The 12,835-nt window shown below is 63.6% G+C and carries 9 protein-coding genes and 1 pseudogene; 2 read left to right on the top strand and 8 right to left on the bottom strand.

The window, feature by feature from the left end; translation table 11 throughout:
- Positions 1-11: 11 nt before the first annotated feature.
- The 5 genes from HU772_RS23960 to trxA all read right to left on the bottom strand — a co-directional run bounded on the left by HU772_RS23960 (position 12) and on the right by trxA (position 5,534).
- A complete protein-coding gene (locus tag HU772_RS23960) occupies positions 12-662 on the bottom strand; it encodes a gamma-glutamylcyclotransferase (RefSeq protein ID WP_186660589.1) in 651 nt (216 codons plus the stop codon).
- A gap of 334 nt (positions 663-996) precedes the next feature.
- The gene (locus HU772_RS23965; protein WP_186660588.1) at positions 997-1,965 is read right to left on the bottom strand and encodes a CDP-6-deoxy-delta-3,4-glucoseen reductase; all 969 of its coding nucleotides are present in this window, start codon (positions 1,963-1,965) and stop codon (positions 997-999) included.
- Complete coding sequence (gene ubiD, locus HU772_RS23970) at positions 1,965-3,431, bottom strand: 4-hydroxy-3-polyprenylbenzoate decarboxylase (RefSeq protein ID WP_186660587.1); 1,467 nt, start codon at positions 3,429-3,431, stop codon at positions 1,965-1,967. Before ubiD ends, HU772_RS23965 begins: the two co-directional genes overlap by 1 nt.
- Before the next feature lie 204 nt (positions 3,432-3,635).
- Positions 3,636-4,895: a transcription termination factor Rho gene (gene rho / locus HU772_RS23975; protein WP_011536308.1), complete on the bottom strand. Its 1,260-nt coding sequence runs from the start codon at positions 4,893-4,895 to the stop codon at positions 3,636-3,638.
- 309 nt (positions 4,896-5,204) lie between these two features.
- Positions 5,205-5,534 carry a thioredoxin TrxA gene (gene trxA, locus HU772_RS23980; protein ID WP_186660585.1) on the bottom strand — a complete coding sequence of 110 codons (330 nt, stop codon included), beginning with the start codon at positions 5,532-5,534 and terminating at the stop codon, positions 5,205-5,207.
- Between the two features lie 242 nt (positions 5,535-5,776).
- Here trxA and ppx point away from each other — a divergent pair, with 242 nt between their 5' ends.
- On the top strand, positions 5,777-7,279 hold the full coding sequence (ppx, locus tag HU772_RS23985) for an exopolyphosphatase (protein ID WP_186660584.1): 1,503 nt from the start codon (positions 5,777-5,779) through the stop codon (positions 7,277-7,279).
- Positions 7,280-7,552: 273 nt separating this feature from the next.
- On the opposite strand, the gene ppk1 is transcribed toward ppx, so the two are convergent.
- Both ppk1 and hemB read right to left on the bottom strand, forming a co-directional pair.
- Entirely contained in the window at positions 7,553-9,784 is a 2,232-nt protein-coding gene (gene ppk1 / locus HU772_RS23990; RefSeq protein ID WP_186660582.1) for a polyphosphate kinase 1, read from the bottom strand.
- Between the two features lie 19 nt (positions 9,785-9,803).
- Positions 9,804-10,814: a porphobilinogen synthase gene (hemB, locus tag HU772_RS23995; RefSeq protein WP_186660580.1), complete on the bottom strand. Its 1,011-nt coding sequence runs from the start codon at positions 10,812-10,814 to the stop codon at positions 9,804-9,806.
- A gap of 208 nt (positions 10,815-11,022) precedes the next feature.
- Between hemB and HU772_RS24000 the strand changes: the two genes are divergently transcribed.
- On the top strand, positions 11,023-11,667 hold the full coding sequence (locus tag HU772_RS24000) for a DedA family protein (protein WP_186660578.1): 645 nt from the start codon (positions 11,023-11,025) through the stop codon (positions 11,665-11,667).
- Positions 11,668-12,216: 549 nt separating this feature from the next.
- On the opposite strand, the pseudogene HU772_RS25055 reads toward HU772_RS24000, so the two are convergent.
- Positions 12,217-12,795 (bottom strand): annotated as a pseudogene (locus tag HU772_RS25055) (sterol desaturase family protein); the annotation flags it as partial.
- Between the last annotated feature and the right edge of the window lie 40 nt (positions 12,796-12,835).

The following is a 12,835-nucleotide window of genomic DNA, read 5'->3' on the forward strand; positions in this document are numbered from 1 at the left end:
CCGCGCGGGGCTCAGGCCTCGCGCAGGTTGTGGCAACGGCGGAATCGCGCCTCCAGGTTGCGGTCGGGCATCTGGTGGCTGCGCAGGGCGTTGAGGGTCTGCTCCACGTATTCCCGTGTGCTGCCATAGCGCCCCTTGGCGCTGGCGAGGATCTGGCTGAGCAGGGTATCCGGCAGGTTGCCGGCGTAGCACGGCAGGTGCCGCTCCAGCACGAAACCCAACGCCTGTACCTTGCTGCCGTCATCCAGACGACAGCTGAGCCAATGCGGGCGATAAGCCGGATAAGGCATTTCGCGCTGCCAGAGGGCCATGAGCGAGTCGTGCAGATTGTGTTCGTCCAGGCGGAAGGCAAAGCCGCTGCAGGAGCCGCCACGGTCCAGGCCAAACACCAGACCTGGGCATTCCGGCGTGCCGCGGTGCTCGTGGGACCACAGGTACAAGCCACGGTGGTAGCCATGCACCCGGGCCCGCTGGCGCTCAACCGAGTTGCATTCAGGGCGCCAGATCAATGAACCATAAGCGAACAGCCACACCGGGCCGCCTTCATGCTGGGACATGGTGTCCTGCATCGAGCGCTGCAGTTGTTCGGGGGTGAGTTGCTGGCCGAAGTCGAGCGACGGTGGATAGGTTATTTGCCAGGATGAACTTTCAAGTGTCGACATGAGCTGCCGCCATTAATTCCTGTGAACTACAAAGTTACGCGTTCCACTGCGATTTATGCACAGCCTTCGCGGCTAAACCCGCTCCCACCCGGTTGTGTGAAAGGCCTGTGGGAGCGGGTTTACCCGCGAAGGCCCTGGTGCTTAACCTAAGGGATAAATCACTGCCGACTCAAGCCGGAATTAAGGATTTCATTAAAGCATCCGCCGAACGGAAACTAATAGACCGAGTATAGCGAAACTTATTACCCGCACCGGTAACAATCCTCGCCATATAATCAACAGGACAACACTTGGTTATTAAACCCGGCACGCCCTTGCAGCGTGCCGCGCTGTTTCAACCCCGTGGCGCGTAGGCGAACACGTCGGCACGCATGCGGTGGGCATCCATGCCTGCCTCGACCAAGGCATCGAGGGTGGCATAGACCATGTTCGGCGAGCCGCTGGCATAGACATGCACCTGGTTCAGGTCGCCGATATCCTCGCACACCGCCTCATGCAGCAGGCCGCAGCGCCCTTCCCAACCGCACAGATCGCTGACCACCTTGTGCAGGAACAGGTTGGGCAGGCGCTCCCACTCGTCCCAGTGCTCGATCTCGTAGAAGTCTTCAGGCCGGCGCACGCCCCAATACAGGTGCACCGGGTGCTTGAAGCCGCTGGCCCGGCAATGCTCGACCAGGCTGTGCATCTGTCCCATGCCGGTGCCCGCCGCGATCAGTACCAACGGGCCATCGGGCAGTTCGGCCAGGTGGGCGTCGCCAAACGGCAGCTCGACCCGGGCGATGCCGTTGCGCCGTAACTGCTCGATCAACTGCACCGCGCTGCTTTCGCGGGCCAGCACATGCAACTCGAGGTCGCGTCCGCCATGGGGCGCCGAAGCCAGGGAAAACGCGGCCTTGTCCATGCCCTCACGTTCGATCATCAGGTACTGCCCGGCATGATAGCGCGGCGGCTTGCCGGCCGGCGCGCGCAGGCGCACACGCCAGACGTCGCCACCAACCTCGACGCACTCGCTCACGGTACAGGCGAGCTTGCGCACCGGCAGCTCGCCCAAGGCCAGCACACCATCCCACAGCAACACGCAATCCTCCAACGGCTCGGCGATGCAGGTGAACAGTTCGCCATGATCACGGACCTGGCCTTCCTGGCGCACCCGGCCTTCGACCAGCAACGCGGCACACACATGGCAGTTGCCGTTGCGGCAGCTGCTTGGGCAGTCATAGCCCAGGCGCCGCGCGGCATCCAGAATCCTTTCACCCGGTTCGACCGCCAGTACCGCCCCGGAAGGCTGCAAGGTTACCTGCATCAATCTATTCCCAACTGGTCCCACAGCTCATCGATACGGCGGGTGACGGCCTCGTCCTTGACGATGACCCGGCCCCATTCGCGTGTAGTCTCGCCCGGCCACTTGTGGGTGGCGTCCAGGCCCATCTTCGACCCCAGGCCCGACACCGGCGACGCGAAGTCGAGGTAGTCGATCGGGGTATTGTCGATCATTACCGTATCACGCTTGGGGTCCATGCGCGTGGTGATGGCCCAGATCACATCGTTCCAGTCACGGGCGTTGATATCGTCGTCGGTGACGATAACGAACTTGGTGTACATGAACTGTCGCAGGAACGACCACACACCCAGCATCACGCGCTTGGCATGACCAGGATACTGCTTCTTCATGGTCACCACCGCCATGCGGTACGAGCAGCCTTCCGGCGGCAGGTAGAAGTCGGTGATCTCGGGGAACTGCTTCTGCAGGATCGGCACGAACACTTCGTTCAGCGCCACGCCGAGGATCGCCGGCTCATCCGGTGGCCGACCGGTGTAGGTGCTGTGGTAGATCGGCTTTTGCCGATGGGTGATGCGCTCGACGGTGAACACCGGGAAGCTGTCCACTTCGTTGTAGTAGCCGGTGTGGTCGCCGTATGGGCCTTCCGGGGCCATCTCGCCGGGGTGGATCACGCCTTCGAGGATGATCTCGGCGGTGGCCGGCACCTGCAGGTCGTTGCCACGGCATTTGACCAGTTCAGTGCGGTTGCCACGCAACAGGCCGGCGAAAGCATATTCGGAGAGCGTGTCCGGTACCGGGGTCACGGCGCCGAGGATGGTCGCCGGGTCCGCGCCCAGGGCCACGGCTACCGGGAACGGCTGGCCGGGGTGTTTCTCGCACCACTCGCGGTAGTCCAGCGCGCCGCCCCGGTGGCTCAGCCAGCGCATGATCACCTTGTTGCGGCCGATTACTTGCTGACGGTAGATGCCCAGGTTCTGGCGGTCCTTGTTCGGCCCGCGGGTGACGGTCAGGCCCCAGGTGATCAGCGGCGCCACGTCGCCCGGCCAGCAGTGCTGGATCGGCAACTGGCCCAGGTCGACATCGTCGCCTTCGACCACGATTTCCTGGCATACCGCGTCCTTGACCACCTTCGGCGCCATGGACACGACCTTCTTGAAGATCGGCAGCTTCGACCAGGCGTCCTTCAGGCCCTTCGGCGGCTCGGGCTCCTTGAGGAACGCCAGCAGCTTGCCGATCTCGCGCAGCTCTTCGGTGGACTCGGCCCCCATGCCCATGGCCACGCGCTCGGGCGTGCCGAACAGGTTGCCCAGCACCGGGATGTCGAAGCCAGTGGGTTTTTCGAACAGCAAGGCCGGGCCCTTGGCACGCAGGGTGCGGTCGCAGACTTCGGTCATTTCCAGTACAGGGGAGATGGGAACCTGGATGCGCTTGAGTTCACCGCGCTGTTCCAGGCCACGGATGAAGTCGCGTAGATCGCGATACTGCATGCAAGGGCCTCGTATGGGGCATGTCGGTCGGGGTGCAGAGTGTAGCGCCGTTCACGCCTTGTTTGGGGGCAAAAATGAACTGGGGCCGCTCCGCGCCCCTTCGCGGGTAAACCCGCTCCCACAGGTTTCGAGTGATCCCTGTGGGAGCGGGTTTACCCGCGAAGGGGCGCGGAGCGGCCCCAATTACTTCCTGGTCGCCAGCGCTTACTTGCGCTTCATCGACAGGAAGAACTCATCGTTGGTCTTGGTCTGCTTGAGCTTGTCGACCAGGAACTCGATGGCGGCGATCTCGTCCATCGGGTGCAGCAGCTTGCGCAGGATCCACATGCGCTGCAGTTCGTCGTCGGCGGTCAGCAGCTCTTCGCGGCGAGTACCGGACTTGTTGATGTTGATGGCCGGGAACACACGCTTCTCGGCGATGCGGCGGTCCAGCGGCAGCTCCATGTTGCCGGTACCCTTGAACTCTTCGTAGATCACTTCGTCCATCTTCGAGCCGGTCTCGACCAGCGCGGTGGCGATGATGGTCAGCGAACCGCCTTCCTCGATGTTACGGGCGGCACCGAAGAAGCGCTTGGGCTTTTCCAGGGCATGGGCATCGACACCACCGGTCAGCACCTTGCCGGAGCTCGGGATCACGGTGTTGTAGGCACGGGCCAGTCGGGTGATGGAGTCGAGCAGGATGACCACGTCCTTCTTGTGCTCGACCAGGCGCTTGGCCTTCTCGATGACCATCTCGGCGACCTGCACGTGGCGGGTCGGCGGCTCGTCGAAGGTCGAGGCGACCACTTCGCCGCGCACGGTGCGCTGCATTTCGGTCACTTCTTCCGGGCGCTCGTCGATCAGCAGGACGATCAGGTGGCACTCGGGGTTGTTGCGGGTAATGTTGGCCGCGATGTTCTGCAGCATGATGGTCTTACCGGCTTTCGGCGGGGCGACGATCAGGCCACGCTGGCCTTTGCCGATCGGGGCGCACAGGTCGATGACACGACCGGTGAGGTCTTCGGTGGAGCCGTTACCGGCTTCCATCTTCAGACGCTTGTTGGGGAACAGTGGCGTCAGGTTTTCGAACAGGATCTTGTTCTTCGCGTTTTCCGGACGGTCGAAGTTGATGGTGTCGACCTTCAGCAGCGCGAAGTAACGCTCGCCTTCTTTCGGTGGGCGGATCTTGCCGACGATGGTGTCGCCGGTGCGCAGGTTGAAGCGGCGGATCTGGCTGGGCGAAACGTAGATGTCGTCGGGGCCGGCCAGGTAGGAGGCATCCGCCGAACGCAGGAAACCGAAACCATCCTGGAGAATCTCCAGCACGCCGTCACCCGAGATCTCTTCGCCGCTTTTCGCATGCTTTTTCAGCAGGGCGAAAATCACGTCCTGTTTGCGCGAACGGGCCATGTTTTCGATGCCCATCTGTTCGGCCATTTCCAAAAGATCGGTAATCGGCTTTTGCTTGAGTTCTGTCAGGTTCATAAGGGGAGTGACGTAATCATGTAAGGAAGGGAAAAATTAAGCATGTGGCTTAATGAGGCCGCGCCGCTAGATGGCGACAGGATCGCGTACTGATTCGAATTAGGGATGCTTCGGCGACGGCGTGCAGAGGGCACTGGAGAAGCAGTGCGAGGCCGAATGTAACACTTGCTTTTTTCGACGTCTAGTGGTTTTGCCCATTGATTTCCGGGGCTATCCACCTGAATAGGCCTGGGCCTGGAGCCTGTCGCATAGCAAGGAAATTGCCTACAACAGATAAAGAAAAGCCCCGCATCTGCGGGGCTTTTCACATCACAGGTTGGCGTCGAGGAACGCCTTGAGCTGCGACTTGGACAGCGCGCCGACCTTGGTCGCCTCGACGTTGCCGTTCTTGAACAGCATCAGCGTCGGGATGCCACGCACGCCGTGCTTGGCTGGAGTCTGGTCGTTTTCGTCGATGTTCAGCTTGGCGACGGTCACCTTGCCCTGATATTCAGCGGCGATGTCGTCCAGTACCGGAGCGATCATCTTGCATGGGCCGCACCATTCAGCCCAGTAGTCGACCAGCACCGCGCCTTCCGCCTTGATTACGTCGGCTTCGAAGCTGGCGTCGGTGACATGTTTGATAAGATCGCTGCTCATGGATATCTCCAGGTCGTAAGCAAAAAAACGTTGCCCATCATAGCCGCACCCTCGTCCGACAGGAAGCCACAGACGATTGAGTGTATCTATAGTTGAGCAAGACGCCACGAATCGGAACGGTCATATCGCTGTCACAGGATTGCGATCACATTGCCATGCATCAAACCCCGGGATGACGCGCGTTGGCGTAACGCCACGATCGTGGCAGGATTGCCGGGTTAACGACCGAGAACTTGCAGATCATGCCGCAAACCACCGCGAAGAACCTGTCCCTGATCGCCGCCATCGACCTTGGCTCCAACAGTTTCCACATGGTCGTGGCCAAGGCCCATCACACGGAAATCCGCATTCTCGAAAGGCTCGGGGAGAAAGTGCAGCTGGCCGCCGGTATCGACGACGAGCGCAAGCTCAGCGAAGAAGCCATGCAGCGCGGGCTCGAATGCCTCAAGCGCTTCGCCCAGCTGATCAACGGCATGCCGCAAGGGTCGGTGCGCATCGTCGGCACCAACGCCCTGCGCGAAGCCCGCAACCGCAACGAATTCATCCAGCGCGCCGAGGCCATCCTCGGTCACCCGGTGGAGGTCATCTCCGGCCGTGAAGAGGCGCGCCTGATCTACCTGGGCGTCTCGCACACCCTGGCCGACACCCCCGGCAAGCGCCTGGTCGCCGACATCGGCGGCGGCAGCACCGAGTTCATCATCGGCCAGCGTTTCGAGCCTCTGCTGCGCGAAAGCCTGCAGATGGGCTGCGTGAGCTTCACCCAACGCTACTTCCGCGACGGCAAGATCACCCCGGCGCGCTACGCCCAGGCCTATACCGCCGCGCGCCTGGAGCTGATGAGCATCGAGAACGCCCTGCACCGCTTGACCTGGGACGAAGCCATCGGCTCGTCCGGGACCATCCGCGCCATCGCCGCGGCGATCAAGGCCATGGGCCAAGGCAGCGGCGAGGTCAACGCCGAGGGCCTGGCGGCGCTCAAGCGCAAGCTGTTCAAGCTCGGCGAGACCGACAAGATCGACTTCGAAGGGGTCAAGCCCGACCGGCGCACCATCTTCCCGGCCGGCCTGGCGATTCTCGAGGCGATCTTCGACGCCCTGGAGCTGGCGCGCATGGACCACTGCGACGGCGCCCTGCGCGAAGGCGTGCTGTTCGACCTGCTGGGCCGCCACCACCATGAAGACGTGCGCGAGCGCACCCTGAACTCACTGATGGAGCGTTATCACGTCGACCAGGGCCAGGCGGCACGGGTCGAGCGCAAGGCCCTGCATGCCTTCGACCAGGTGGCCAAGGCCTGGGACCTGGAATGCGGCAACTGGCGCGATCTGCTGGGATGGGCGGCAAAAGTGCATGAAGTGGGGCTGGATATTGCCCATTACCACTACCACAAGCACGGCGCCTACCTGATCGAGCACTCCGACCTGTCGGGGTTCTCCCGCGAGGACCAGCAAATGATGGCCCTGCTGGTGCGTGGCCACCGCCGCAACATCCCCAAGGACAAGTTCGCTGAGTTCGGCGACGAAGGCATCAAGTTGATCCGTCTATGCGTGCTGCTGCGTTTTGCCATCCTGTTCCACCACATCCGTGGCACCCAGCAGATGCCCAAGGTGGTGTTGCAGGCCGGCGACAACAGCCTGGAAGTGGTCTTCCCCGAGGGCTGGCTGGAGCAAAACCAGCTGACCCAGGCCGACTTCGCCAACGAGGCGGAGTGGCTGGCGCGGGTTGGGTTTGTGCTGAGCGTGCGCTGACGAGGTTCGGGGTCGCCGTTTGGCTTGAGGCTGCCTGGGGGCGCTTTGCGCCCCTTTCGCGACACAAGGCCGCTCCTACAGGAAACGCGCCGGCCTCAGGGCATGCACCACACCTGTGGGAGCGGGTTTACCCGCGAAGCAAGCAACGCGGTGCCTGGCACCGGCTGCGCCGGTGTTCGCGGCTGAAGCCGCTCCCACAGGGACCGCGCCGACCTCGGGGCATGCACTACACCTGTGTCGCGAAAGGGCCGCAAGGCGGCCCCCATATCGGTACTACCGCACGTTCAACACCGGGTTGCTCAGGCGCTCCAGCAGCGTCGCCTGGGCGCTGCGCGGGTTCTGGTTGCCCGTCGGCGTGCTGCGCACGTAGCGCCCGTCCGGCTGCAAGGTCCAGGCCTGGGTGTTGTCGGTGAGGTAACCCTCCAGCTCCTTCTTCACCCGCAGCAGCAGCTTCTTGCCTTCCACCGGGAAGCAGGTCTCCACACGCTTGTCGAGATTGCGCTCCATCCAGTCGGCGCTGGACAGGTAGATCTGCTCCTCGCCGCCATTGAGGAAGTAGAACACCCGGGTGTGCTCGAGGAAGCGGCCGATGATCGAACGCACGTGGATGTTGTGCGACACTCCCGGAATACCCGGGCGCAGGCAGCACATGCCGCGCACCACCAGGTCGATGCGCACGCCCGACTGGCTGGCCTTGTACAGCGCCTTGATGATCTTGGCGTCGGTCAGCGAGTTGAACTTGGCGATGATGTGCGCCGGCTTGCCTTCCAGGGCGAACTGGGTTTCCCGGGCGATCATGTCGAGCATGCCCTTCTTCAGGGTGAAGGGGGCGTGCAGCAGCTTCTTCATGCGCAGGGTCTTGCCCATGCCGATCAGCTGGCTGAACAGCTTGCCGACGTCCTCGGTGAGGGCGTCGTCGGAGGTCAGCAGGCTGTAGTCAGTGTACAGACGGGCGTTGCCGGCGTGGTAGTTGCCGGTGCCCAGGTGCGCGTAACGGACGATTTCGCCCTGTTCGCGACGCAGGATCAGCATCATCTTGGCGTGGGTCTTGAAGCCGACCACGCCGTAGATCACCACCGCGCCCGCAGCCTGCAAGCGGCTGGCCATCTGCAGGTTGGACTCTTCGTCGAAGCGCGCGCGCAGTTCGATCACCGCGGTGACCTCCTTGCCGTTACGCGCCGCGTCCACCAGGGCGTCGACAATCTCCGAGTTGGCGCCCGAGCGGTACAGGGTCTGGCGCACGGCAAGCACGTGCGGGTCCTTGGCGGCCTGGCGCAGCAGGTCGATCACCGGGGTGAACGACTCGAACGGGTGCATCAGCAGCACGTCCTGCTTGCCGATAACGCTGAAGATGTTGTCGGCGTTCTGCAGCAGCTTGGGGATCGCCGGGGTGAACGGTGTGTATTGCAGCTCCGGGTGGCTGTCGAGCCCGGTGATGCTGAACAGGCGGGTCAGGTTGACCGGACCGTTGACCTGGTACAGCTCACTCTCGCTCAGGCTGAACTGCTTGAGCAGGTAGTCCGACAGATGTTTCGGGCAGGTGTCGGCCACTTCGAGACGCACGGCATCACCGTAGCGGCGCGAGAACAGCTCGCCACGCAGGGCCCGGGCCAGGTCGTCGACCTCCTCGGAGTCCAGCGCCAGGTCGGCGTTGCGGGTCAGGCGGAACTGGTAGCAACCCTTGACCTTCATGCCCTGGAACAGGTCGTCGGCGTGGGCGTGGATCATCGACGAGAGGAACACATAGTTGTCGCCCGGGCCACCCACCTCCTCCGGCACACGAATCACCCGTGGCAGCAGGCGCGGCGCCGGGATGATCGCCAGGCCCGAGTCGCGGCCGAAGGCGTCGACGCCTTCGAGTTCGACGATGAAGTTGAGGCTCTTGTTCACCAGCAACGGGAACGGATGGGTCGGGTCGAGGCCGATCGGGGTAATGATCGGCGCGATTTCGTCGCGGAAGAACCGGCGCACCCAGGTCTTGAGCTTGGGCGTCCAGTAACGGCGGCGGATGAAGCGAATGGCGTGCTTTTCCAGCTCCGGCAGCAGCACGTCGTTGAGGATCGCGTACTGGCGGTCCACCTCCAGGTGCACCAGCTCGCTGATGCGTGCCAGCGCCTGGTGCGGCTGCAGGCCGTCGGCGCCGGCCTGCTCGCGGGCGAAGTTGATCTGTTTCTTCAGGCCCGCCACGCGGATTTCGAAGAACTCATCGAGGTTGCTGGAGAAGATCAGCAGGAACTTCAGGCGCTCAAGCAGCGGGTAGGACTCGTCCAGCGCCTGTTCCAGCACGCGGATATTGAACTGCAGCTGCGAGAGCTCGCGATGAATGTACAGGCTGCTGTCGTCCAGGCTCGGCACGGCGATCGCCGGCGCAGGCGCCGGTGCGGGCGCGGCGGGCTCTACCACCGGCTCCGGGGCGGCTGGCAGGTCGGGCGGGGTCTGTACCAGCTCTTCGGGCACGGCCTGGGCGTCCTTGATCTCGACAGGGGTTAGCACTTCGTTATTCATCTGACGTTCCTGGAGGGCGTTACTGCCCTCTCATCAATTGAGCGGCACGCACGGCGAAATAGGTCAGGATGCCATCAGCGCCTGCCCGTTTGAAAGCGGTGAGGGATTCGAGGATCACGGCCTCGCTGAGCCAGCCGTTCTGGATCGCCGCCATGTGCATGGCGTACTCGCCGCTGACCTGGTAGACGAAGGTCGGGACCTTGAACTCGGTCTTGACCCGGTGAACGATGTCCAGGTACGGCATGCCCGGCTTGACCATGACCATGTCGGCGCCTTCGGCAAGGTCGGTGGCCACTTCGTGCAGGGCCTCGTCGCTGTTGGCCGGATCCATCTGGTAGGAGGCCTTGTTGGCCTTGCCCAGGTTCAGCGCCGAGCCGACCGCGTCGCGGAACGGGCCGTAGTAGGCACTGGCGTACTTGGCCGAGTAGGCCATGATGCGCACGTTGACGTGGCCGGCCACTTCCAGGGCTTCGCGGATCGCGCCAAGGCGGCCGTCCATCATGTCCGACGGGGCCACCACCTGGGCGCCGGCCTCGGCGTGGGACAGGGCCTGGCGCACCAGGGCATCGACAGTGATGTCATTCTGGACATAGCCCTCTTCATCGAGGATGCCATCCTGGCCGTGGGTGGTGAACGGGTCCAGGGCCACGTCGGTGATCACCCCCAGTTCCGGGAAGCGCGCGCGCAGGGCACGGGTGGCGCGCTGGGCGATGCCATCCGGGTTCCAGGCTTCGGCGCCGTCGAGGGACTTCTTCTCGGTCGGGGTCACCGGGAACAGCGCCAGCGCCGGGATCCCCAGCTCCACCCAGCCTTGTGCGGCTTCGAGCAGCAAGTCGATCGACAGGCGCTCGACGCCTGGCATGGACGGCACCTCTTCGCGGCGATTCTCGCCGTCCAGCACGAATACCGGCAGGATCAGGTCATCGACGGTCAGGGTGTTCTCGCGAACCAGACGACGGGAGAATTCATCCCGGCGGTTGCGACGCAGACGGGTGGCAGGAAACAGACGATTGGCGGGGGTAAAGCTCACGGCAGACTCCTGAGCCCGCGCAGGCGGGCTAGCGCGACAGTTATAAGCGGCCATTATGACGCCTGTGTTACACCCTGAGGCAACCCTGCGACTTGTGGCCGCAGTCATTGTCTGTGTAGGAAATGTTCACGTCGAGACACATTTGGACACTTTCCCGAACGCGCCGTAAGGGGTAGGCTGCGCGTTCATTTCGCCAGCACGCCAGAAAATGCTTCAACAATTCCTGAACGATTTCGGCTACTTTGCCCTTTTTCTCGGCACGTTCTTCGAAGGCGAGACCATCCTGGTGCTCGCCGGATTTCTTGCGTTCCGCGAGTACATGGATATCAAGCTGGTGGTGCTGGTGGCCTTCTGCGGCAGCTACGCCGGCGACCAGCTGTGGTACTTCATGGGCCGCCGCCACGGGCGCAAGATCCTCGCCCGCAAGCCGCGCTGGCAGGCCATGGGTGACCGGGCGCTGGAACACATCCGCCGCCACCCCGACATCTGGGTGCTGAGCTTCCGCTTCGTCTACGGCCTGCGCACGGTGATGCCGGTGGCCATTGGCTTGTCCGGCTACCCGCCACGCCGCTACCTGCTGCTCAACGGCATTGGCGCCGCGGTGTGGGCCCTGGCCCTGGGCCTGGCCGCCTACCACTTTGGCGCAATCCTCGAAGGCATGCTGGGCAGCATCAAGAAATACGAGCTATGGGTGCTCGGCGGCCTGTTGGTGCTGGGCCTGCTGCTGTGGCTGCGCCGGCGTTTTCGCAACAGCCGCGCCGAGCGCCGCGCGGCGGCACAGGGCCAGGCCGCCGAGGCTGAGCAGGCTGTAGCCCAGGAGCAACAGCCAGAACACGGGCGTGACCAGCGCTAAGCCCAACGCGCCGGCCAGGTACAGGGCCGGCGCATTCGACACCAACCGCACCAGTTCCAGCCGCCGCGCCCAGGGCCGATCCTCCAGCGCCGCGCCAAGCACGAACAAGCCGAACGCCATCAGCGCCCAGCCCAGCACCAGGGCCGTGGGCGACAACCGCTCGGCCGCATCCATCAGGTAACTGCCCAACGCCACGTAGACCGCGAACTGCGCCGTCACGTACAGCTGCTGCACGCCGCCCAGCGGGATGGCGAACTTGTGGAAACGCGCCAGGTCCTGCTTGGGCTGAGGATCAGCCGCCGCCACGTCCGCCGGGCGCCAGCCGGTGGGCATGAACCAGATGCGCAGCTTGTCCCACCAGCTGCCGGCGCGACGGGCGTCGTGCCAGAGCTGGGCGTAGAACTGCACATTGGCCCACAGGGGGTTCCAGCTCGCCAGGGGCGTGGTCACGCCGAAGATCACCGGCTCGCGCTCGTCCTCTTCCTGGAAGGTGCCGAACAACCGATCCCAGATTATGAACACGCCACCGTAGTTGCGATCCAAGTACAGAGGATTCTGCGCATGGTGGACACGATGGTTGGATGGCGTGATGAACACCCACTCGAGCCAGCCCAGCTTGGGCACGTGGCGGGTGTGCACCCAGAACTGGTAAAGCAGGTTCAGCGAGGCCACGGTGATGAATACCACCGGCGGCACGCCCAGCAGCGCCAGCGGCAGGTAGAAGATCCACGAGAAGATAAAGCCGCTGCTGGTCTGGCGCAGGGCGGTGGTGAGGTTGTATTCCTCGCTCTGGTGGTGCACCGAATGCGCCGCCCACAGCACGTTGCGCTCGTGGCCGAGGCGATGCAGCCAGTAGTAGCACAGGTCGTAGAGCACGAAGGCGAACACCCAGGTCCACCAGGCGGCGGCGGGCAAGCGCAACAGCGCCAGGTGCTCCCAGGCCACGGCGTAGGTGACCAGCCCCACGCCTTTGGTCAGCAGGCCAGTGCTGGTGGACAGCGCACCAGTGCTCAGGCTGTTGATCGAATCGGCGAGCTGGTAATTGCGGCGCCCACGCGCGTAGTCGGCGATCAGCTCCACGGCGATCAGCACGAAGAAGAACGGCACGGCCAGCAGAATCAGGTCCATGAACGGCCACCTCCAAGGTTATCCAGGAAGATTAGGCCCG

Origin of the sequence: Pseudomonas xantholysinigenes (assembly GCF_014268885.2) — a bacterium.
Taxonomy (GTDB): domain Bacteria; phylum Pseudomonadota; class Gammaproteobacteria; order Pseudomonadales; family Pseudomonadaceae; genus Aquipseudomonas; species Aquipseudomonas xantholysinigenes.